The sequence below is a fragment of the Bradyrhizobium sp. USDA 223 genome, assembly GCF_044909005.1.
GTDB classification, from domain to species: Bacteria; Pseudomonadota; Alphaproteobacteria; order Rhizobiales; family Xanthobacteraceae; genus Bradyrhizobium; species Bradyrhizobium yuanmingense.
Genome location: NZ_JBIYDR010000001.1, coordinates 3364178 through 3385004, shown reverse-complemented (window position 1 = coordinate 3385004; position 20827 = coordinate 3364178). Strand labels below are relative to the sequence as shown.

Genomic DNA, 20827 nt, shown 5'->3' with positions numbered 1-20827 from the left:
AGGCGGTGATGAGCCAGCGACAGGGTAGGGCTGATGCTGAAGCTGCCTCGCTTTAAAGCCGCCGCCGTCCAGGCTTCACCAGTCTATCTCAACGCGAGCGCGACCGCGGAGAAGGCGGCTTCACTGGTCCGTGAGGCCGCAGCCAATGGGGCGAAGCTCGTCGCGTTCCCCGAAGTGTTCGTTCCCGGCTATCCCTATTGGAACTGGATCACCGATCCCGTTACCGGCAGTGCATGGTTTGAGAAGCTCGCCAAGGCGTCGGTGCTGGTGCCGGGGCCGGAGGTCGACGTCGTCCGCAAGGCCGCGCGCGATACGGGATGCCACGTCGTGCTCGGCGTGAACGAGCGCAGCCCGGTCTCGCTCGGCGCGATCTACAATACGCTGGTATTCATCGGGCCTGACGGCGCCTTACTCGGCAAGCATCGCAAGCTGGTGCCGACCTGGGCAGAGAAGCTGACCTGGACCGGCGGTGACGGATCGAGCCTGCGCGTCTATGATACCGAGATCGGGCGTCTCGGAGGCCTGGCCTGCGGCGAGAACACCAACACGCTGGCTCGCTTTGCGCTGCTCGGGCAGGGCGAGCTCGTGCACGTCGCCAGCTACATCTCGCTTCCGGTCGCGCCCCCCGACTATGACATGGCGGAGGCGATCAAATTGCGCGCGATTGCCCACTCCTTCGAGGGTAAGATCTTCACGATCGTTTCCTGCTCGACCGTGTCGGAGGAGATCATCGCGGCGATGGAGACCGTCGTTCCCGACGCACGCGCACGTCTGCAACGGAAGTCGAGCGCATTCTCCGGCATCATCGGCCCGGACGGGCGCGTGGTCGGCGATCCCCTGATCGACGATGAAGGCATCGTCTATGCCGACATCGACCTCGAGCGCTGTATCCAGCCGAAGCAGATGCACGACATCGTCGGGCACTATAACCGGTTCGACATTTTCGATCTGCGGGTCAACCGGCGTCCCCTGACGCCGCTGGGCCTCGCGGACAGCGAGGGCGATGCCGCGGAGCAGGGTTTTGTGCCGATCCCGCTGAGATCGGAATGATGATGAGATTGGGCCCGGCTGCCAACCGCAAAGAAGGTGCGCTCCCTCCCCCGCTTGCGGGGGAGGGTTGGGGAGAGGGTGTCTCCGCGTCGGGGTTGTCGAGCATTGCGGAGGATGCCCCTGCGCGGCGAGAGCCCTCACCCGCCGCGCTCTGCGAGCGCGTCGGCCTCTCCCGCAAGCGGGAGAGGCGAAGCACTCCCGCGGCCCGATCAACTCGACCCAGATTCATCATGCGCTAGGCGACGCCACGACACAGGACTTGGAGGATAGGATGCGCGAGAACGTGATCGGCCGGGCCAATGTCGAGGACACCCCCGAGCTCGAGGCCTATTACAAGGATCTCGAAAGGTACGAAGCCGGAGCGCTCTGGACGGTCGCCAACAAGATCGAGCCGTGGGCGCCGCAATCGGCCTCGGTTCCCGTGCTCTGGCGCTACAAGGATCTGCGCGAGCACGTGCTGCGCTCGGTCGAGCTGGTCTCGCCCGAGAAAGCCGGCCGGCGGGTGATCTATCTCAACAATCCCGGGCGGCGCGACGTGTCGGCCGCGGTCGGCTGGCTCTATTCCGGATTGCAGGTGATGCATCCCGGCGAGGTCGCCACGGCCCATGCCCACTCTGCCTCGGCGCTACGCTTCATCATGGAGGGCGCGGGCGCCTATACCATCGTCGACGGTCACAAGATGACGCTGGGCGCGCGGGATTTCGTGCTGACGCCGAACGGCACCTGGCACGAGCATGGCGTCGAAGGCAACGGCTCGGTCTGCATCTGGCAGGACGGCTTGGACATCCCTCTCGTCAACGCGCTGGAAGCCAATTTCTTCGTCGTGCATCCGAACATCCAGCAGGAGCCGTCCGGCTATCCCGTGGACGACATGACCCGGACCTGGGGCAATCCCGGTCTGCGGCCGGCGGACTCGCGCTGGTCGAAGGGTTATTCGCCGATGTTCAAATATGAGTGGGAGCCGACCTATGAGTCCTTGCAGAAATATGCGGTCGCGACCGATGGCTCGCCCTATGACGGCATCCTCATGAACTACGTCAACCCGGTCACCGGCGGGCACGTGATGCAGACGATCGGTGCCAGCATGCAGCTGCTGCGCCCCGGCGAGAAGACCAAGTCGCATCGGCACACCGGCAGCTTCATCTACCAGGTCGCCAAGGGGCGCGGCTATTCGATCATCGGCGGCAAGCGGCTCGAATGGGAGGAGCGCGACATCTTCTGCGTTCCGTCCTGGGCCTGGCACGAGCACGGCAATGCCTCAGCGAGCGAGGATGCCTGCCTGTTCTGCTTCAACGACCTGCCCGTCATCGAAGGCCTCGGGCTCTATCGGGAAGAGGCCTATGGCGACAATGGCGGTTACCAGTCGGTTGCGGCCTGACATGCCCTTGCAGAATTCAACCAGAACAGCCGGATAGAAGCTTTCATGCGTCTCGTCACCTACACCTTGGGCTCCAGCGGTGCCCGTCTTGGAGCCCTGGTCAATGGACTGGTCGTCGATGTCGAGCACCTTGGTGCGTCCAGCGGCGTGACATGGCCGGGTGACATGCTGTCGTTCATCGACAACAGCGTGACCCTGCTGCCAGCGCTCAGGGATGCACTGGCGGACGCCAACGGCCGCTTCCCGGCCGGCTCGGCGGTCGCGGTCGAGGATGTCAAGCTGCAGGCGCCGATCCCGCGGCCGCGGAAAAACATCTTCGGCATCGGGCTGAACTACCGGGCGCATGTGGCGGAATCCGCCAAGAGCCTGGATACGGACAAGGACCTGCCGAAGCAGCCGGTCGTCTTCTCCAAGCCGCCGACCTCCGTGATCGGCCCGGGCGCGGCGATCCAGCACAATGCGAAGATGACGCAGCAGCTCGACTGGGAAGTCGAGCTCGCCGTCATCATCGGCAAGACCGCAACGCGCATCACGACCGACAGGGCGATGGACCACGTCTTCGGTTATTCGGTGATGATCGACATTTCCGCGCGCGACAATCGCCGCGCCGGACAGTGGATTTTCTCCAAGGGCATGGACACTTATGCGCCGTTCGGCCCGTGCATCGTGACCGCGGACGAAATTCCTGATCCACACGATCTGCGGCTGTGGCTGACCAAGAACGGGGTCATGAAGCAGGACTCCAACACCAAATACATGATCTTCGACATTCCGGTGCTGATAGCGGACATTTCGTCGGGCATGACGCTCGAGCCGGGCGACATCATCGCCACGGGTACGCCTGAAGGCGTCGGCGCCGGCATGAGCCCGCAGGAATGGCTTTGGCCGGGCGACGTGGTCGAGGCCGGCGTCGACGGCGTCGGCGTCATCCGCCACCCCGTTGTTGCGATCTGATGACGAGTTTTTCGTTCGATCGCGTGCTCAGGTTCGGAGACTGCGATCCCTCGGGGATCGCGTACTTCCCGTCCTATCTGAACATTCTCAATGGCGTCGTCGAAGATTTCTGGGCGCGGATCGGCTTTCCATGGCCGGAGCTGATCACAGTCCGGAAGATCGGAACGCCCACGGTGCACCTTGATTGCGATTTCTCCCGGCCGTCGATGTTCGGCGATCTCCTGACATTCAACCTGCGCATCATCAGGGTCGGTGGGTCATCTCTCCATCTCGAGCATGTCATTTCCGGCGCGAATGGCCCGCGCTGGCGCGCGCGCCAGATCCTTGCTGCGACCTCGCTGATCGATCATCATGCGATCCCATGGCCCGATGACATTCGCCTCGCACTGATGGCGCATGTGAGTGTGGGCGAGGGGACCGAGGCAACGCCCGCGTGATCTCGCTGTTCATGACATTCTCCGATTCCACGGGCGAACGGCGAGTTCGTCCCGATGAGGTTACCTCTGTGGCGGAGCGCGTCGGATCGATCCCAGGCATGACCGAGGCCCTGCTGTTCGCGCCGCTCGAACAGTCGGTCGACCATCCTTACAAGGCCGACGGCGCCGGCCCCGCCTTTGCGCTGCAACTCCGGTTTCCCGACCTGTTTGCCTGCGAGGCGGCAATGGACCGCGGCGGCGTCCTCGCCAGCCTCGCGACAGGGGCCGGGCTATCCGGCCTCGCCGGACTCCATGTCGCACACCAGGTGATGCTGACGCGCCCGTTTCCGGTCGATGTCGCAGAGCATCCGGCGGGAACGACGACCCCGTGCAGTTACCTCGTGCACTATCCCGGCCCGGCCGAGGATATGAACGCCTGGAACCTGCATTATCTGGAGCACCACCCGTCGATCATGCGGACCTTCCCGAACGTTCGCCAAATCGAGATCTACACCCGCATCGACTGGGTCGACCGGCTACCGTCGCGGCGCGTCGAGCACATGCAACGCAACAAGCTGGTGTTCGACAGCCCGCAAGCCCTCGCGCACGCACTCGGCTCCGACGTGATCAAGCACATGCGTGCCGACTTCGTGAAATTCCCGCCATTCGCAGGCGGCAACAAGCATTTTCCGATGCTGACCAGGGTGGTGGCGGCGAGGTCCTCGGCCGTGTACCCATAACCCGGCGGCGTGATGCGGTCAAAAGCAACGTCTGCTTTGCTCCTATAGCGACCGAGTTCGTGCGGCGGCGCAGTATGTCGCGATGGGCCCAAAGCGCATAGCGCGGTCGGTGTTTGTTTTTTCGCGCGCTGGAATTGGAGGCATCGACCATTTGGGGCCGTTCCAATCGATGCGCAGCCGACAATATGGGCGAGGGCATCGAACCGGGTTCGCTCGCGAATGGCATAAGAGGGCTGGCAACACGCGACAATTATAGTAGCGTTGTTGCAAGAAGAAGCGCACGGCGGCTGAAACCGGGCGCAACAATAAAACAGGGAGGATTTTCAATGCAGTTTCTCAAGGCTGCGGTTGCGGCCGGGCTTGTAGTTGCGGCCTTTACGGGCACCTCGCTTGCGCAGAACAAGCCGTCGGAGCTCAAAATCGGCATCACGACGTTCCTGTCGGGCCCCGCGTCAGTCTTTGGTGTGCCGGCGAAGGCCGCGGCGGAGATGATCGCGGAGGACCTCAACAAGAAGGGCGGCATCGGCGGCGTGCCGGTCAAGCTCTCCTTCATCGACGAAGGCGCGGGAGGCGAAGCGCTCGTCTCGAACTACCGACGCGTTGTGCAGGACGAAAAGGTCGATGCCACGTTTGCTTCGATCTCGTCGGGCAGCTGCACCCAGTTGGTGCCCGTCGCCGAAGACCTCAAAGTCATGAATTTCATGTGGGACTGCGGTGCGGCCTCCATCCTCGAAACCAAGAAGTACCGGTACAATTTCCGGACTCAGGCGAACGGCACGCCGGAAATGCTGGCCGTGCTCCTTTACCTGCTCAAGACCAAGCCCGATTTTAAGACGATCGCGGTGGTCAATCAGGATTATGCATGGGGTCGGGAGAGCTGGGAGATCTTTTCGACCGCGCTTAAGGCGATGAAGCCGGACGTGCAAGTCGTCGCGGAGCTCTTCCCGAAGTTCGGCGCACCGGACTACTCCACTGAAGTCTCCCGTCTGTTGGCGCTGCGGCCGGATGTGGTTCTGACCACGTCTTGGGGCGGAGATCTCGACACGCTGGTCCGCCAGGCCGGTCAACGCGGCCTGTTGCAGCAGTCGACCTTCGTGCTCGGGATCGGCGAATCATCGATCCAGCGGTTGGGCAAGGACTTGCCCGAAGGCCTGATCGTCGGCGCGCGCGGAGACCACTGGTTCCTGCATCCCGAGAAGAAGAACGACGCGGCCTTCAAGGCGTTTAATGAAGCCTTCAAGGCGAAGACCGGTGCATGGCCGATCTATCCGGTCTATCACATGGCGCAGGCATTCAAGGCTCTGCAGACCGCCTACGACAAGGCGATCAAGTCCAACGGCGGCAACTGGCCCACGCGCGAACAGGTCGTCGACGCGACGGCGGGTATTGAGTTCGCCACCGGCTTCGGCCGTCCGATTACGCTGCGGCCCGAGGACAACCAGGGTCTCGAAGCTCAGCTGGTCGGCGTCACCAAGTCCGTTCCGGGGTACGACTTCAAGCTGCTCGACAACATGATGATCTTCGATCCGAAGATGATCACCAACCCGGCGGGCGTACGGTCGGTTGAGTGGCTCAAGACGCTCAAGCCGGACTTCGTCAAGATGGACGTGCCGACCTTCAAAGCTCAGTAACGGCACGCTCGACTTTTGATCCCCGTCCTCCGAGCCGCGTCCCGGAGGACGGACCTTTTTCGAAGGCCATCATGAACTCGACACTTGCTATCTTGGCGATCCTCGATGGGATCAGCTACGCCGCACTGGTGTTCTTGGTCTCTGTCGGGCTCAGCCTGATTTTCGGCGTGCTGCGCGTGGTCAACGTCGCGCACGGTTCGCTGTACGCGTTCGGCGCCTACCTGGCTGCGACGTTCAGCCTTGCAATCGCGCCGATCTCGCCTTGGCTCACCTATCCCGCGCTGCTGGCCGCCTCCATCGTGATCGGCGTCGTGTGCGGCGGTTTCATCGAACGGTTTCTGCTGCGACCGCTCTCTGGACAGGAGGACGTCCTCCAGCTTCTGATCACTTTCGCCGCCTTCATGATCATGGACAACCTGCAGCGTCTGATCTGGGGCGTGCAGCCCATCTTCGCCGCGGAGCCGTTGAGACTACTTCCCAACATCGCCGTGTTCGGCGTCAGCTACACGTCATACCAGGTCATTCTGCTGCCCGGCGTCGCATTGGCGACGCTGTTCGGGCTCCGCTACTTCCTGCGCAGGACCCTGTCGGGAGCGGTGATCCTTGCGGTCACGGAGGACCGCGAAGCTTCGACGGCCATTGGGATTGACGCAAAACGCGTATATTTCGTCACTTTCGTCATCGGAGCGAGTCTGGCCGCGTTGGGAGGAGCGCTGGCCTCGCCGACCACCTCGCTGGTCCCCGGTATGGGCGCCGATATGATCGTGCTTTCCTTTGCCGTCGCTGCGACCGCTGGTCTCGGCCAGATCGAGGGCACCGCGCTCACCGCGCTGATGATCGGCCTGACCCGTGCCTTCGTGATCTATCTCCAGCCGGAATTCGAAGTTCTCGTTCCCTATCTGCTGATGGTGCTGGTGCTTCTGGTGCGTCCGTTCGGCCTGTTCGGCGCCGTGCAGGTAAGGAAAATATGATGAGCGGTCGCATCAAGCCGGTCACCACGATCGCGACTATCTTCTTTCTGGCCAGCGCCGTCGCGCCCCTTTTTGTAGCGAGCTGGGCAACCTTGTTCGCGTTGATCCTAGCGAAGGGCATCGTCGTTCTCGGTATCATTCTTCTGCTGCAGGCGGGACAGGTGTCGTTCGGACATGCAATGTTCTTCGCTACCGGGGCATATACCGCGGCGTTCTGGGGCAAGTACGTCGGTGGCGGCGACATCGTGCTCTTCATCGCGCTGGGCGGCATAACCTCCGCCGTCTTCGGCCTCATCGTCGGGCTCTTCGTCGTGCGCTACCGGGAGATCTTTTTTGGAATGCTGAATCTGGCGTTTTCGATGGTGCTGTGGTCGCTGCTGGAGAAGATGTTTCATTACACCAACGGCGCCGACGGCATCCGGGTCCCTCGTCCGGCCCTGTTGGGGCTGTCGTTTACGCCCGAAACCTTCCAGTACGTCATTCTTTACGTGAGCCTCTTGATCGCGGTCGTCGCCTTCTACGGCGTGCAACGCTATCTCGATAGCCCGCTCGGACACATGCTGCGTGCCGTCAAATCGAACGAGACCCGGCTCGAGTATCTCGGGACGTCCGCACGGCGCGTGCTTCTGATAGGTTACGTAATCTCGGCTTTTCTCGGCGGCATCGGCGGCACGCTGGTGGCGATCATCCAGCAGATCGCCACGCCCGAGTTCGGGTTCTGGACGAAGTCGGGCGAGTTCGTCTTCATCGCGATCCTCGGCGGCAGCGCCCACGCCTTCGGAGCGTTCGCCGGCGCGGCGATGTTCGAGTGCGTGCGCTTCTATGCGGCGGCCCACCTGGCCGACACCTGGCAGCTGATCCTCGGCGCGGTCTTGATCGTCATCATTCTCTATGCGCCTAACGGACTGATCGGTCTCAGGCAGCGCTACGGCCAGGCGAAGCAGGGAGGACATTGATGGCCAACGTCCTCCTTTCCGCGAAGGGCATCAAGATCCGGTTCGGTGGTGTCGTCGCCGCCGACGGTATCGATCTGGATGTGCTCCAAGGCGAGAACCTCGCGATCATCGGACCGAATGGCGCCGGAAAGACCACCTTCCTCAACATCTCGACGGGTTATCTGCGGCCGCAGGCCGGAACCATCACCTTCCTTGGCCAGGAAATCACCGCGCAGCTCCCGCGCACGATCACCAAGCTCGGCATCGCGCGGGCCTTTCAGATACCGCAGCTCTTTCTTGATCAGACTGTGATGGAGAACATGCTGATCGCCGCGGCCTCGCGGCTGGGAAGCCCTTCCGGCTTCACGGCTCTTTCCGCCCTGCCTGAGCTGCCTGAAATGGAACGCCTTCTGGATCTCGTCGGCGTCAAGTCGTACGCGTCTCGCAAGGCGAGGGAGCTCCCCGAGGGACAACGCAAGCTGGTCGACATCGCTCTGGCGCTGGCGCTAAAGCCCAGACTGCTGCTGATGGACGAGCCCACCTCGGGCGTCGCCTCCGCCGAAAAGCTGGAGATCATGGACATCCTGACGTCCGCGCTCGCCAAGGAGAAGGTGACCTCGGTCTTCGTCGAGCACGACATGGACATGGTGGAGCGCTATGCCCACCGAGTCGCGGTGTGGAACGTCGGGAAGATCCAAAAGGTCGGCACGCCCGCGGAGGTTCTGGCCGATCCCAAGGTCCGCGAACAGGTGATCGGCATATGACGGCGATGCTGGACTTCGAGAACGTCAACGTCGCGATCGCCGATGCGCCGGTGCTGCGCAGCGTCAGCTTCTCGCTGCCGCCGGGCGCGACCGCCGCGCTCATCGGGCGAAACGGCGCCGGCAAGACCACGACGGTACGGACCATCATGGGCTTCACGAAGGCGAGCGGCATCGTGCGCCTGGGCGGTCAGGACCTGGGGCATGTTCCTCCGCATCGCCGGCCCTTCTTAGGCATCGGCTACGCCCCCGAGGACCGTCGTCTCTTCTCGGCCTTTACGGTGGAAGAAAACATTCTTCTGCCCGGTCGCGTCGCTAAACTTGGCGCGGACGAGGCGCGCCGGCGGCTGGAGCGAACCTACTCCGTCCTGCCGGAACTCAAGGAACTTGCGAGTCGCCCGGCGGGCTCCGTCTCGGGCGGCCAAGGCAAGATGGTCGCCCTCGGGCGCGCCCTGATGCTAGGCACCCGCCTCGTCATTCTGGACGAGCCGTTCCAGGGACTCGCCCCTGTGCTGGCGCAGAGGTACGCCGAAGCGCTGCGTCGGCTTCGTTCGCAGGACCGGGACATTACCCTGCTGATCACCGAGTCGAACCCAAAGCTGCTCGAGACTTTCGCCGACGTGACGCTGACGATCGAGCGCGGCGAAATCGAAAGCCGGTTCCTTGCGTAGCGCTCGCCCGGTTCGGCGCGCGAAACAGACGGTCAAGCCAAGCTCCACGAGCTGCTCAACTCGCACCAACTGGAATTGGGGCGATGATGGCATTATGCCCCTGTTTTGCCCGACGGAACAACCTGTTTTCGTAAAATCCGCAAGGCTCGCCGCCAAGTCATTGAAATCGCTGTCACCGGCTACTGTGCATGGGGTTGTTTTCGACGTTTCTGTTTTCAGCGAGCGGGCCTGATCCAGGGCCGGCGCTAGTGTCCGCCGAGATAGGCCGTGATCAGCCGGGGATCGTGGATGAGATCCTTGGCGGGGCCGGACTGCACGATCTCGCCGGTCTCGAGCACATAGCCGTAGTCGGCCGTCTCCAGCGCGGCGCGGGCGTTCTGCTCGACCAGCAGGATCGAGACGCCGAGATCGCGCAGCGAGGCGATGGTGCGGAAGATCTCGCGCACGATCAGCGGTGCGAGGCCGAGGCTCGGCTCGTCGAGCATGAGCAGCTTCGGCTTGGCCATCAGCGCGCGCCCGAGCGCCAGCATCTGGCGCTCGCCGCCGGAGAGGGTGCCGGCGGCCTGGCGCTGCCGCTCCTTCAGGCGCGGAAAGCGATCATAGACCTCGTCCAGCGTCTTCTGGACGCCCGAGCGGTCGCGCAGGCTGTAGGAGCCGAGCAGGAGATTGTCGGCGACCGACATGTCGGAGAACAGCTCGCGCTTCTCCGGCACGAGGCACAGCCGACGCTCGACGCGGTCCTCGACGGACATCCTGCCGATGTCGTTGCCCTGAAAGACGAGGCGGCCGCGGGAGGCGAGCAATCCGATAGCGGCCATCAGCAGCGTGGTCTTGCCGGCGCCGTTCGGGCCGATCACGGTGACGATCTGGCCTTCCTCGACCGACAGCGAGACGTTGCGGACCGCTTCGACATTGTCGTAGCAGACGGTCACATCCGTCATGGAAAACATCTCGCTCACGCGACGCCTCCGAGATAGGCCTCTTGAACCCGTTCGTCGCTCCGGATCGCGGCAGGCGCGCCCTCGCAGAGCTTGGAGCCGAAGTCGAGCACGACGATGCGGTCGACCAGCGACATCACGAACTCCATGTCATGTTCGACGATCAGGATGGTCAGATGATCCGACCGCAGCGAGCGGAGCAGCTCCGCAAGCCTGAGCTTCTCCTGGCGACGCAGGCCCGCGGCGGGCTCGTCCAGCACCAGCAGCGCCGGGTCTGCGGCGAGCGCGCGCGCGATCTCCAGGATGCGCTGGTTGCCGAGCGGCAGATTGCCCGCGAGCTCGAACGGCTTGTCGCCGAGCCCGACGCGCTCGAGCTGCTTCAAGGCCTCGTGCCGGGTGCTGGCTTCCTCGCGCTGGTTGAGGCGGAGGGCGCCGGCGAACAGGCCCGTGCTGGTGCGCGCGTAGGTGCCGAGCATGACGTTCTCGAGCAGGCTCATGCGCGGCCGCAGCTTCACATGCTGGAAGGTCCTGGCGATTCCGTCCCTCGCGATGCGGGATTGTGGATCGCGCGTGATGGCGCGTCCGGCAAAGACGATCTCGCCCTTGTTGACCCTGAGTGCGCCCGTCAGGCAGTTGAACATCGTGCTCTTGCCGGCGCCGTTTGGGCCGATGACGGCGAGGATCTCGCCGGAGCGGACTTCGAAGCTGACATTGTTGACGGCGACGAGACCGCCGAACCGCCGTTCGGCGCCGTCGACCTTCAGAAGCAGTTCGCCCGGTTTCGGCTGGGGACGGCGGGGCAGTGGCGGGGCGGCTGGCGGCCGTTCGCGCTTGATCTTCGGCAAGTAGCGCGCGACGAACGGCACGATGCCCTGCCGCGCCCATTGCAGGAACAGGATGAACAGCGCGGAGAAGGCGACGATCTCGAGCTGGCCGGACGCGCCCTTGGCGATCAGCGGCAGATAGTCCTGCACGCTGTTCTTGAGTAGGGTGACGATAGCGGCGCCCACGACGCCGCCGAGCAAGCTGCCGGCGCCGCCGACCATCGACATCATCAGATATTCGATGCCCATGCCGGCCTCGAACGGGCCCGGGCTGATGAAGCGGCTCATATGGGCGTAGAGCCAGCCGGAGAGCGAGGCGAGGAAGGCCGCGATCACGAACGTCACGAGCTTGATCCGGAACGCGTTGATGCCGAGGCTTTCGACCAGGATATTGCCGCCGCGCAGCGCGCGCATGGCACGGCCGACCCGGGAGTCCAGGAGATTGTAGCCGAGGAAAAGCACCACGACGACGATGCCCCAGATCAGGAAATAGATCTGGGCGCTCGAGACGAGCGCGAATGATCCGATACTGATCGGCGGGATCGACGAGATGCCGTTGAAGCGCCCGAGTCCCTCGACATTGCCGAACAGGAAGCCGATGGCGAGCCCCCAGGCGACGGTCGAGAGCGACAGGAAATGGCCCTGGAGCCGCAAGGTGACGACGCCGAGGACGGTCGCGACACCGCAGGTCAGCGCCACCCCGAACACGAGGCCGAGCCACGGCGAATATCCATTCAGAGCAGAGACCCAGGCCGTGGCATAGGCCGCGACGCCGACGAAGGCGGCCTGTCCGAAGGACACGATGCCGCCGACGCCAGTGAGCAGGGCAAGGCCGATCGCGACCAGCGAATAGATGCCGATATAGTTCATCAGCGTGATGCTGAAGGGGTTGAGGACGAATGGCGCGAGCGCGAGGCACGCTACCGCCGCCACCGCCGCGAGCTGAACGTGAAGGCGCGTCATTCCTCGATCTCCTCCTCGGAATGCAGCGAGGCGAGGGATCGCCAGATCAGGATGGGGATCAGAAGCGAGAACACGATGACATCCTTCAGCGCGCTGCTCTCGAAGGATGCGAAGCTTTCGAGGATACCGACGCCGACCGCGCCGATGGCCGCGCCGGGATAGCTGGTCATGCCGCCGACGATGGCGCCGACGAAGGCCTTGAGGCCGAGCAGGAAGCCGGAATCGTAGAATATGGTGTTGACGGGCGCGATCAGGATTCCGGAGACGCCGGCCATCAGCGAGCCCAGGAGATAGGCGATGGTGCCGGCGCGGGCGGGACGTATGCCCATCAGGCGGGAGCCGGTCCGGTTCACGGCCGTGGCGCGGAGCGATTTACCGACCAGCGTGAAGTCGAAGAAGAGATAGAGCAGGCCAGAGAAGACGAGGGCTGCGATCACGATCAGCATGGTCTGGCCCGAGATCAGCACGCCCGCAAGCTCGGTCGACAATGACGTCAGCGGCTCGGTCCTGACACCCTCGGGACCGAAGAAGAGCAGCCCAAGGCCGACCAGCGCGAAGTGCAGGGCGACGGAGACGGTCAGGAGCAGCAGCACCGTTCCGTCCGCAATGGGACGGAAGACGATCCGGTCCAGCAGCGGGGAGATGGGGGTGATCAGCATCAAGGCCAGCACGAGCCTGATGGCGAGCGGCGGATCGGCGCGCATGGTCAGCCAGGCGAGACCAACAACGGCCAGCGGCAATGCGAGATAGAAGAAGAGAGCGCGCGGAAGCAGCTGACGCTCGCCATTGCGCAGCAGCGAGACGATTTCGATCAGGGTTGCGAGGCACGCAAGGATGAGGACCAGCGCGCCCGTGCCCGGAAAGCGCTTAGCGTCGAGCGCCGCCAGCGTCAGCGCCGTGAAGGCCGCGATGTCGCCAAAGGGAATGAAGATGACCCGTGTCACGGTGAAGATGAGGACGGTCCCGATCGCCACCAGCGCGTAGACTGCGCCGGTGGCGATCCCGTCGATCGCAAGAATGGCTGCGATGTCGCTCGTCATTGAGAACGCCGTCCCCTTGTTCTGGTGGCCTGCCGCTGTCCGACTACGGCGCGTATTTCCAGGCGCCGCCGGTCAGGCGCACCACGACCAGCGCGCGCTCATCGACGCCGGTCACCGAGCCGGGCTTGAAGTTGTAGATGGCGTGCACGCCGGGCAGCTCCTTGGTGCTGAGAATCGCGTCCCGCAGGGCGGCGCGAAATTCCGCCGTGCCGGGCTTCGCCGTCTTGAGCGCGCGCTCTGCTGCGTTGGCGAAGATCAGCCAGGCGTCGAACGAGTACGCGGAGAAGCCGTCCGTGGTGGGGATGTTATGGACCTTTTGGTAGACGCTGCGGAAATCCAGCGCGATCTTCTTGGCGAAGTGTTCGTCGGGCAGCTGCTCGGCCACGATGACCGGGCCGGCGGAGACCTGGATGCCTTCGGCCGCCTTGCCGCCGACGTTCACGAAGTCCGGATTGACGAGCGCCACCGTGCCGTAGGTGTTTCCCTTGAAGCCGCGCTCCGCGAGGCTGAGGAGCGGCAGCGCACCTTGGGTCCCCGAGCCACCATCCAGGACGGCGTCCGGCCGCGCCGCAAGCACTTTGAGGATCTGCGCGGTGACCGAAGTGTCGGTGCGCGCATAGCGCTCGTTGGTCTGGATCTTGACGTCGCCGGCGGCCTCCGCCGCCTTGGCGCCGTTGTAGACGAGGTCCCCCCAGGCGTCGGAGAAGCCGATATAGCCGATGTTCTTCATGCCATCGCGCTTCATGCGATCGGCGATGATCTTGACGAGGAGGGATGCAGGCTGCGGCACCGACACCACCCACTGCTCGGGTGTTTCCGGCAGTTTGCCGATCGGCGAAACCGCGATCATCGGCACTTTCAATTCGCTCGCCACTGCCGCCATGGCGATGGTCGAGGGCGCCGTCGCCGTGCCGATCAGGAGGTCGACCTTCTCTTCTTCCACCAGCTTGCGGGCGTTGCGGGTCGCGGCCGACGGGTCGGAGCCGTCGTCGAGCTGGATCAGGCGGATGGTCTCGCCGTTGACGGTCTTCTTGTATTCATAGGCCGCGTTGATGCCGCGCCCGTAGGGGATGCCGATCGACGAGCCGTTGCCGCTGAGCGAGGTGACGAAGCCGATGGTGATATCGGCCCGCGCGGCGGGGGCTGTGACGATGCCGGCAGCAAGTGCAAGTAAACTCAGAGCCTTGCGCATATGCGTTCTCCTCCGTTGATGCTGGATAGGAATGCTTCGATGCTGCCGCGCGGGGTCACCGAACGACGAACCGACCGATTGAAAACATTGCTGCGGCGCCAAATACCGGGCGCGACCGAAGAGAGTGTGCTGGCCCGGCGCTCAGCAGTCATGATGTTGCGTGCCGCGCGAACGATAGGCCCACCGGCACATGCAAGCGGGCGTTTTCCGGAGCGATGAAAGGTCGTCGATGCCGCCGCGATGCGCGACCGGCGATGCTGCTGCTAAGGCCGGCTGTTCGAGCACGGCGACTGTCCACACGATCGAGTCTCTCAAAATCGGTGCCCTGCAACATCATTGTCATGGCCACCGGTCCTTGACCGGCGAGGAATTACTTAAAGCCTAAAGTAACTCCGGTGGCGCCGTCAACACGTGTCACGGGGCTGTCAGAAGAAAATGTTGTTGCATACAATTTCGTCAGTGTGCGGCGCTTCTGCGCTATTCCACCGATCAAAAACGCTGTGCTCGCCTTGGCCCCGACGGCACTGGTCACCGTCGCGGCCGCGCGCATTTGACGCGTCAATTAGTTTATGATTGAAATATATTCATCGGCAGCCGACGACCGATCCTCCGATCACCGCTTGAGGAGAAGGACGATGCGCATCTTCTGGCAGAGCTTTGTTGATGCGAGCGTGAATGCGCCCTACATGGCGCGGCTGTCGGAATACCTGAACGACATCGCTGCGCCAGGCACGGCGGTCCACGTCCAGGGCATCAGTCCGCCGGACCGCGAGTTCGGACGGCTCGCGGAATTGCGCTGTGCGGTCCAGGCAATCGACAACGGCATCGCAGCGGAGGAGGGTGGGTTCGACGCCTTCGTCATGGGGCATTTCCAGGATCCCGGACTCTACGAGTTGCGCTCGGCGCTCGACATTCCCGTGATCGGGACTGGCGAGGCGACGTTGCTGGCGGCCTCTCAACTCGGGCGGCGGCTAGGTCTTGTGACGCTCGATCCCGTCTTCGAGGTCTTGCACTATGAGCAGGCTGAGCGTTACGGCCTCGGCGATCGCGTCGTCCATGTGACCGGCCTTGGCTGCAGGCCGGATGATTTCGCCGATGCGTTCGCCGGAAACGCTGCCGCGCAAGCCCGCATGGTCAAGGATTTCGTCGCCTGCGCGCTCCCGCTGGTGGAACGCGGCGCGGATGTCGTGATCCCGGCCGGCGTGTTGCCAGGCCTCTTGATCGGGCGGGAGCATGGCCTGAAGGTCGGCTACGCTCCGGTGGTCAACTGCGCGGCCGTGGCGCTCAAGAGTGCCGAGATGTGGGTGCAGCTCCGGAAGCTCAATGGCACCGAGCCCAGCCGCGGGCCGAGCTTCAGGCGGGCCAGCGCCCAGGCCCGCGATGACTTCCGCGCGCTACTTGCCCGTAACAGCCGCTAGTGCTCGAAAAACCGTTCCTGGAGAACAAATAATGATGACCCCCGAAAAGATCCTGTACGAGACCGAGGTGACGGCGACCGGAGGCCGGGATGGCAAGGCGGCCAGCGCTGACGGTCTGCTCTCGGTGTCCCTGTCCTTGCCGAAATCGATGGGTGGTCCCGGTGGCGAAGGCACCAATCCCGAGCAGCTCTTTGCGGCCGGCTATGCCGCTTGCTTTCTCGGCGCGGTCAGGCTCGTCGCGCGCACGCGGAAGGTAGTGCCCTCTGCCGAGCCCTCCGTGACTGCGAAGGTTGCGATGGGGCCGGTGCCCGTCGGATATGCCCTCGCTGTCGAGCTGAAAGTCAACCTGCCCGGTGTCGAGAAGGCCGTGGCCGAAGAGGTCGTTGCCGGTGCGCATGAGCGTTGCCCCTATTCCAACGCAACCCGCGGCAATATTGACGTGAAACTGACGGTGGTCTGAGGCGGATGAACGAGGACGGTCGGTGACCAACACCTTGCGCGCACCATATGACGGCGTGGTGATCGCGGCTCCCGTCACGATTCCCTATGTGCGCTACTCCATCGAGAGCGCGCAATGGTGGATCGGGCGGGCGCTGAGCGCGCTCGTCGCGCAGGCCGGCATCAAGGCCTCCGATATCGACGGCCTGTGCGTCTCCAGTTTCACCATGGGCACGGACAGTGGCGTCGGCTTGACGCAGCATTTCGGGCTCTGCGTCCGGTGGTTGGACACGATCCCGCTCGGCGGCGCCAGCGCCATCGCGGCGCTGCGCAAGGCCGCGCGCGCGGTTCAGGCGCGCGATGCCGACATCGTGGGGTGCGTCGCTGGCGACACCAATCACGTCGATTCGTTCAGGCTGACGCTGGAGAATTTCTCGCGGTTCAATCAGGACGCCGTCTATCCTTACGGCGCGGGCGGCGCCAATGCCAGCTTTGCGCTGATTGCGCGCAACTATATGCGAATGTTCGGCGTCGCGCGCGAGGACGTCGGCAAGATCGCTGTCGCCCAGCGCGCCAATGCCCTGCGCAACCCGCATGCGCTCATGAAGGCGCCGCTCACGCTCGAGCAATACCTGGCGGCCCGGCCGATCTCCGATCCGATCCACCTGTTTGATTGCGTGATGCCCTGTGCGGGCGCGGAAGCTTTCCTCGTGATGCGCGATGAGACGGCTTCATCCCTGAAGCTGCCCGCCGCGCGACTCCTTTCGACGATCGAGCGGCACAATGCCTTTGCCGACGATCCGATGCAGGTGCGCGGCGGCTGGGCGATGGATGTCGGCGAGCTCTATGCGATGGCCGGCGTCAAGCCTGACGATCTCGATGTCGTGCAGACCTATGACGACTATCCCGTCATCACGATGATGCAGTTCGAGGATCTCGGATTCTGCAAGAAGGGCGAGGGCGCTGAGTTCGTGCGCCAACACGATCTCACCATCGACGGCGACTTCCCGCACAATACCTCGGGCGGACAGCTCTCGGTCGGGCAGGCCGGTGCCGCCGGCGCCTATCTCGGCCTCGTTGAAGGGCTGCGGCAGGTTCTGGGCAGTGCCGGTCCCACGCAAGTCAGGAATGCGAGCCTCGCTCTGGCCTCCGGGTTCGGTATGATCAACTATGATCGTGGTCTCGCCTCGGGTGCCGCGATCCTTGCTGGACCTTCGCGATGATAGAGCCGATCAAGCCCCCCCGGCGCAAGAACCCGCTGCTGCGGACGCGGCTACCGGCCTCGCCACCACGACCGCGCAGCAGGATGTCGCACGGGTTCACGCGTGCGGCCGCCGAAGGCCGCTTTATGCTGCAGCGCTGCGAGGCTTGCGGCGCCTTTGCCTATCCGGCGCGCGAAGCCTGCCCGTCTTGTCTTTCGGCCGGCCTCGCTTTCGTCGATGCGCCGCGGCGAGGTGTACTGCTTGCCGAGACAACGGCACGGGTGCCGAGCGACGTCTATTTCCGCGAACGGGCGCCGTGGCGGATCGGCCTCGTCAAGATGGATTGCGGTCCGACGATCGTCGCACATCTTCATGCCGACTGCGCAGAGGGCGCGGCCGTCAGCATGTCGCTGCAACTCGACAAGAGCGGCCAGGCGGTGGCCTTTGCCCGTCCCGAAGGGGAGACTCCCAACATGGCAGACGACAAGCAGTGGCGGGAGATGACGGCCGATCCGAAATTTCGTCGCGCGCTCGTCACCAACGGCCGCAGCGTCATCGGTCAGGAAGCCGTCGCCGCCTTGACGGCGGCGGGCGCCAAGACGGTGTTCGTCGGCGTTGCCGAACCATGGCGGCCGTTCGCCGGCGAGGAGCGGCTGCGGGGCCAGGAGGGGATCGAGATCGTGACTCTCGATGCGGCTGACGAAAAATCGGCTAGCGATCTTGCGGCCGATATCGGCGGCAAGGTCGATATTCTCGTCAACACGACGGAATATGTCCGGCCGGGCGGCCTGCTCGATCGCAGAGGCACGAGCATCGCACGGGACGAGATCGATCAGGCCTATCTCGGCTTCATCAATCTCGCTCAAGCCTTTGGCCCCACCATGCGGATGCGCGGTGCCGACGGCATCAACAGCAGTGCCGCATGGGTCAATATTCTCTCGGTCTATGCACTGGCGAACTGGCCCGCCTTCGGCGCCTACTCGGCCTCGCAAGCGGCGTGCCTGTCGCTGTCGCATTGCTTGCGCGCGGAGTTGCGGCCCGGCGGCGTCCGGGTAATGAACCTGTTCACCGGCCCTGTCGACACCGAATGGTTCCAGACCGTGCCGCCGCCGAAGGTCGCGCCGCGCGTGATCGCGCAGGCGATCGTCTCGGGCCTCAAGAGCGGGCTCGAAGAGATGTATGTCGGAGATGTCGCCGAGGAGATCCGACAACGTCTCGCGGCCAATCCGAAAGCGCTCGAGCGCGAGCTTGACAGATAGCAAGCGGATTTCAACCGAGCTGGAGGACGTGACCATGCAAAGCAAGAGTCTCCTAGAGCTGGCGAGTGCGATTTCTTCCGGCGCGGTGCGCGTCGTCGATCTGACCTTCACACTCAGTCCGGACTTTCCGGTCATCGTCCTCCCGCCGGAGTTCGGTCAGGCCGCGCCTGTCCGCATCCAGGAAATATCGCGATACGATGGTCGCGGCCCGGCCTGGTACTGGAACAACGTTACGTTCGGCGAACACACCGGCACGCATTTCGACGCGCCGATTCACTGGTTCACCGGCAAGAACCTGCCGAACAATGCCGTCGACACGATGCCCGCCAAGGACATGATTGCACCGGCCTGTGTCATCGACTGCTCGGCGCAGGCAGCGCAGGATCCCGATTTCCTGCTGACCGTCCCGATTGTCGAAGCCTGGGAAGCCAGGCACGGCCGTATCCCCGAGCGGAATTGGGTGCTGCTCAGGACCGACTGGTCGAAGAAAGGCTGGCGCGATTACTCCAATCTCGGGGACGACGGCGCGCATACGCCGGGCCCGAACCCGGCGGTGATGAAGTGGCTGGTGGAGGAGCGCGGTGTCATCGGTTTCGGCACCGAAACCATCGGCACGGATGCGGGGCAGGCCGGGCACTTCGAGCCGCCTTATCCCGCGCATCACTTTCTGCACGGCGCGGGCCGCTACGGCCTGCAATGCCTGTGTAACCTGGATCAGCTTCCGGCCACCGGCGCCGTCATCGTGGCCTCGCCACTGAAGATCCAGAACGGTTCCGGCAGCCCGCTTCGAGTCATCGCTCTGGCGTCGTCGACCTGAGCCCAATCCATGGCGCTCGCCAATCAGACCAAGAAATTCTCACGTAAGACAGGTGCCATGAACTTGATCAAGAGCCTGGTGGCTTTCACTGCATTGCTGCTTGCCGTTCCGCAATTCGCGCAGGCCGAGATCCTCGTCGGATTCGTCACCGGCCTCAGCGGGCCGGTATCATCGATTGGTATTCCCAACGCGAAGGGGATCGCGGCAGGTCAGGTCTATATCGGCGAAATCGGCGGCGAGAAGCTGCGGGTCATCCAGCTCGACGACGGCTCCGATCCGACCGCGTCGGCACGCAATGCGCGCAAGCTGGTGGAACAGGAGAAGGTCGATATCCTGATCGGCACGTCCGGCGCTCCCCAGACGCTCGCGATGGCGACCGCGGCCATCGAGATGAAGATTCCGATGATCGCGGTGTCGCCGATCGCACCGGTGCCGTCAGGCGACGGCGGTCCCTGGGTCGTGCAGACGCCGCAGCCGACGCCGCTTCTGGTGCGAGGAATCGTCGACCACATGAAGGCCAAGGGCCTGATGACCGTCGCCTTCATCGGTTTCTCCGACGCGTTCGGCGATCTCATGTACAATTCGCTCGAGCAGAGTGCGAAGGCCGCTGGCATCAAGGTCGTCGCCAACGAACGCTATGCCCGGTCGGACTCCTCGGTGACGGCTCAGGTGCTGCGCGCACTCGCCGCGCGTCCCGACGCCATCATGCTCGGCGGCACCGGCACGCCAGGCGCGCTGCCGGTCATCGCGCTGTCCGAGCGGGGATATAAGGGACCGCTCTATGGCAATCACGGGCTGATCAGCGCCGATTTCCTTCGTCTGGCCGGCAAGGCCGCCAACGGCATCATGTGCCCGACGGGACCTGTGACCGCGGCGGAGCAGCTTGCGGCCAGCAATCCGATAAAGAAGGTCGCCCTGGATTTCCGCGCGGCCTTCGAAAAGGCCAACGGCGAGGCGCCGACGGATTCATTCTCGTCCTATTCCTTCGACGGCTGGCTGATCTTCGCCGACGCCGCCAAGCGTGCGCTGGAAACCGGTGCCAAACCAGGCTCACCTGAGTTCCGTACCGCGATTCGCCAGGCGCTGTTCACCACCAAAGAGGTGGTCGGGACGCAGGGCGTCTACACCTACACGCCGGCGGACCGGCATGGGGTCGACGATCGCTCGCGCATCATGGTTCAGATCGAGGACGGCAAGTACAAGCTGTTGCCTTGAGGTGCGAGCACGGT

20 protein-coding genes are annotated in these 20827 nt (G+C 64.0%); 16 read left to right on the top strand and 4 right to left on the bottom strand.

Going from position 1 to position 20827, the window contains the following annotated elements; translation table 11 throughout:
- The first annotated feature begins 33 nt into the window (after positions 1 to 33).
- The 10 genes from ABIA40_RS15665 (at position 34) to ABIA40_RS15620 (ending at position 9507) form a co-directional block, all read left to right on the top strand.
- Positions 34 to 1050: a carbon-nitrogen hydrolase family protein gene (locus ABIA40_RS15665; RefSeq protein WP_271540765.1), complete on the top strand. Its 1017-nt coding sequence runs from the start codon at positions 34 to 36 to the stop codon at positions 1048 to 1050.
- Positions 1051 to 1321: 271 nt separating this feature from the next.
- Positions 1322 to 2428 carry a cupin domain-containing protein gene (locus ABIA40_RS15660; RefSeq protein ID WP_404541897.1) on the top strand — a complete coding sequence of 369 codons (1107 nt, stop codon included), beginning with the start codon at positions 1322 to 1324 and terminating at the stop codon, positions 2426 to 2428.
- Positions 2429 to 2473: 45 nt separating this feature from the next.
- Positions 2474 to 3382 carry a fumarylacetoacetate hydrolase family protein gene (locus ABIA40_RS15655; protein ID WP_404541894.1) on the top strand — a complete coding sequence of 303 codons (909 nt, stop codon included), beginning with the start codon at positions 2474 to 2476 and terminating at the stop codon, positions 3380 to 3382.
- Entirely contained in the window at positions 3382 to 3819 is a 438-nt protein-coding gene (locus tag ABIA40_RS15650) for an acyl-CoA thioesterase (RefSeq protein ID WP_404541891.1), read from the top strand. The genes ABIA40_RS15655 and ABIA40_RS15650 overlap by 1 nt, the downstream gene beginning before the upstream one ends.
- Before the next feature lie 98 nt (positions 3820 to 3917).
- Positions 3918 to 4538 carry a hypothetical protein gene (locus tag ABIA40_RS15645; protein WP_404541889.1) on the top strand — a complete coding sequence of 207 codons (621 nt, stop codon included), beginning with the start codon at positions 3918 to 3920 and terminating at the stop codon, positions 4536 to 4538.
- A gap of 185 nt (positions 4539 to 4723) precedes the next feature.
- Positions 4724 to 6169, top strand: coding sequence for an ABC transporter substrate-binding protein (locus tag ABIA40_RS15640; protein WP_404541887.1), 1446 nt, complete (start codon positions 4724 to 4726; stop codon positions 6167 to 6169).
- A gap of 71 nt (positions 6170 to 6240) precedes the next feature.
- Positions 6241 to 7140: a branched-chain amino acid ABC transporter permease gene (locus ABIA40_RS15635; protein WP_036013410.1), complete on the top strand. Its 900-nt coding sequence runs from the start codon at positions 6241 to 6243 to the stop codon at positions 7138 to 7140.
- Positions 7140 to 8096, top strand: coding sequence for a branched-chain amino acid ABC transporter permease (locus ABIA40_RS15630; protein ID WP_225131369.1), 957 nt, complete (start codon positions 7140 to 7142; stop codon positions 8094 to 8096). Before ABIA40_RS15635 ends, ABIA40_RS15630 begins: the two co-directional genes overlap by 1 nt.
- The gene (locus ABIA40_RS15625) at positions 8096 to 8839 is read left to right on the top strand and encodes an ABC transporter ATP-binding protein (RefSeq protein ID WP_128262344.1); all 744 of its coding nucleotides are present in this window, start codon (positions 8096 to 8098) and stop codon (positions 8837 to 8839) included. The genes ABIA40_RS15630 and ABIA40_RS15625 overlap by 1 nt, the downstream gene beginning before the upstream one ends.
- Positions 8836 to 9507 carry an ABC transporter ATP-binding protein gene (locus ABIA40_RS15620; RefSeq protein ID WP_404541884.1) on the top strand — a complete coding sequence of 224 codons (672 nt, stop codon included), beginning with the start codon at positions 8836 to 8838 and terminating at the stop codon, positions 9505 to 9507. Before ABIA40_RS15625 ends, ABIA40_RS15620 begins: the two co-directional genes overlap by 4 nt.
- 245 nt (positions 9508 to 9752) lie before the next feature.
- Here ABIA40_RS15620 and ABIA40_RS15615 read toward each other — a convergent pair whose 3' ends face one another.
- The 4 genes from ABIA40_RS15615 to ABIA40_RS15600 are packed head-to-tail and all read right to left on the bottom strand — an operon-like array spanning position 9753 to position 14464.
- Positions 9753 to 10466, bottom strand: a complete 714-nt coding sequence (locus ABIA40_RS15615) for an ABC transporter ATP-binding protein (protein ID WP_109144179.1) — start codon at positions 10464 to 10466, stop codon at positions 9753 to 9755.
- The gene (locus ABIA40_RS15610; protein ID WP_271540757.1) at positions 10463 to 12232 is read right to left on the bottom strand and encodes an ABC transporter permease subunit; all 1770 of its coding nucleotides are present in this window, start codon (positions 12230 to 12232) and stop codon (positions 10463 to 10465) included. The genes ABIA40_RS15615 and ABIA40_RS15610 overlap by 4 nt, the downstream gene beginning before the upstream one ends.
- Complete coding sequence (locus ABIA40_RS15605) at positions 12229 to 13272, bottom strand: branched-chain amino acid ABC transporter permease (RefSeq protein ID WP_271540756.1); 1044 nt, start codon at positions 13270 to 13272, stop codon at positions 12229 to 12231. The genes ABIA40_RS15610 and ABIA40_RS15605 overlap by 4 nt, the downstream gene beginning before the upstream one ends.
- Before the next feature lie 43 nt (positions 13273 to 13315).
- Positions 13316 to 14464 carry an ABC transporter substrate-binding protein gene (locus ABIA40_RS15600; protein ID WP_271540755.1) on the bottom strand — a complete coding sequence of 383 codons (1149 nt, stop codon included), beginning with the start codon at positions 14462 to 14464 and terminating at the stop codon, positions 13316 to 13318.
- 635 nt (positions 14465 to 15099) lie between these two features.
- Here ABIA40_RS15600 and ABIA40_RS15595 point away from each other — a divergent pair.
- From ABIA40_RS15595 to ABIA40_RS15570, 6 genes are read left to right on the top strand one after another with little or no spacing between them, the layout of a single operon-like run.
- Entirely contained in the window at positions 15100 to 15882 is a 783-nt protein-coding gene (locus ABIA40_RS15595; RefSeq protein ID WP_404541879.1) for an aspartate/glutamate racemase family protein, read from the top strand.
- A 31-nt stretch (positions 15883 to 15913) separates the two neighbouring features.
- Positions 15914 to 16342, top strand: a complete 429-nt coding sequence (locus ABIA40_RS15590; protein ID WP_333919222.1) for an organic hydroperoxide resistance protein — start codon at positions 15914 to 15916, stop codon at positions 16340 to 16342.
- Between the two features lie 22 nt (positions 16343 to 16364).
- Entirely contained in the window at positions 16365 to 17543 is a 1179-nt protein-coding gene (locus ABIA40_RS15585; protein WP_271540754.1) for a thiolase family protein, read from the top strand.
- The gene (locus tag ABIA40_RS15580; RefSeq protein WP_404541877.1) at positions 17540 to 18781 is read left to right on the top strand and encodes an SDR family NAD(P)-dependent oxidoreductase; all 1242 of its coding nucleotides are present in this window, start codon (positions 17540 to 17542) and stop codon (positions 18779 to 18781) included. The genes ABIA40_RS15585 and ABIA40_RS15580 overlap by 4 nt, the downstream gene beginning before the upstream one ends.
- A gap of 34 nt (positions 18782 to 18815) precedes the next feature.
- Complete coding sequence (locus ABIA40_RS15575) at positions 18816 to 19598, top strand: cyclase family protein (RefSeq protein ID WP_404546251.1); 783 nt, start codon at positions 18816 to 18818, stop codon at positions 19596 to 19598.
- A gap of 57 nt (positions 19599 to 19655) precedes the next feature.
- On the top strand, positions 19656 to 20813 hold the full coding sequence (locus ABIA40_RS15570) for an ABC transporter substrate-binding protein (protein ID WP_404541875.1): 1158 nt from the start codon (positions 19656 to 19658) through the stop codon (positions 20811 to 20813).
- The last annotated feature ends 14 nt before the right edge of the window (positions 20814 to 20827 follow it).

What these genes read in the sequence shown, in the direction of transcription:
- ABIA40_RS15640 (WP_404541887.1), top strand. Translation starts at nt 4,724, where the DNA reads ATGGGCGAGGGCATCGAACCGGGTTCGCTCGCGAATGGCATAAGAGGG.
- ABIA40_RS15600 (WP_271540755.1), bottom strand. Translation starts at nt 14,464, where the DNA reads ATGCGCAAGGCTCTGAGTTTACTTGCACTTGCTGCCGGCATCGTCACA.
- ABIA40_RS15635 (WP_036013410.1), top strand. Translation starts at nt 6,241, where the DNA reads ATGAACTCGACACTTGCTATCTTGGCGATCCTCGATGGGATCAGCTAC.
- ABIA40_RS15620 (WP_404541884.1), top strand. Translation starts at nt 8,836, where the DNA reads ATGACGGCGATGCTGGACTTCGAGAACGTCAACGTCGCGATCGCCGAT.
- ABIA40_RS15570 (WP_404541875.1), top strand. Translation starts at nt 19,656, where the DNA reads ATGAACTTGATCAAGAGCCTGGTGGCTTTCACTGCATTGCTGCTTGCC.
- ABIA40_RS15625 (WP_128262344.1), top strand. Translation starts at nt 8,096, where the DNA reads ATGGCCAACGTCCTCCTTTCCGCGAAGGGCATCAAGATCCGGTTCGGT.
- ABIA40_RS15590 (WP_333919222.1), top strand. Translation starts at nt 15,914, where the DNA reads ATGATGACCCCCGAAAAGATCCTGTACGAGACCGAGGTGACGGCGACC.
- ABIA40_RS15665 (WP_271540765.1), top strand. Translation starts at nt 34, where the DNA reads ATGCTGAAGCTGCCTCGCTTTAAAGCCGCCGCCGTCCAGGCTTCACCA.
- ABIA40_RS15655 (WP_404541894.1), top strand. Translation starts at nt 2,474, where the DNA reads ATGCGTCTCGTCACCTACACCTTGGGCTCCAGCGGTGCCCGTCTTGGA.
- ABIA40_RS15595 (WP_404541879.1), top strand. Translation starts at nt 15,100, where the DNA reads ATGCGCATCTTCTGGCAGAGCTTTGTTGATGCGAGCGTGAATGCGCCC.
- ABIA40_RS15660 (WP_404541897.1), top strand. Translation starts at nt 1,322, where the DNA reads ATGCGCGAGAACGTGATCGGCCGGGCCAATGTCGAGGACACCCCCGAG.
- ABIA40_RS15610 (WP_271540757.1), bottom strand. Translation starts at nt 12,232, where the DNA reads ATGACGCGCCTTCACGTTCAGCTCGCGGCGGTGGCGGCGGTAGCGTGC.
- ABIA40_RS15575 (WP_404546251.1), top strand. Translation starts at nt 18,816, where the DNA reads ATGCAAAGCAAGAGTCTCCTAGAGCTGGCGAGTGCGATTTCTTCCGGC.
- ABIA40_RS15630 (WP_225131369.1), top strand. Translation starts at nt 7,140, where the DNA reads ATGAGCGGTCGCATCAAGCCGGTCACCACGATCGCGACTATCTTCTTT.
- ABIA40_RS15650 (WP_404541891.1), top strand. Translation starts at nt 3,382, where the DNA reads ATGACGAGTTTTTCGTTCGATCGCGTGCTCAGGTTCGGAGACTGCGAT.
- ABIA40_RS15580 (WP_404541877.1), top strand. Translation starts at nt 17,540, where the DNA reads ATGATAGAGCCGATCAAGCCCCCCCGGCGCAAGAACCCGCTGCTGCGG.
- ABIA40_RS15645 (WP_404541889.1), top strand. Translation starts at nt 3,918, where the DNA reads ATGACCGAGGCCCTGCTGTTCGCGCCGCTCGAACAGTCGGTCGACCAT.
- ABIA40_RS15605 (WP_271540756.1), bottom strand. Translation starts at nt 13,272, where the DNA reads ATGACGAGCGACATCGCAGCCATTCTTGCGATCGACGGGATCGCCACC.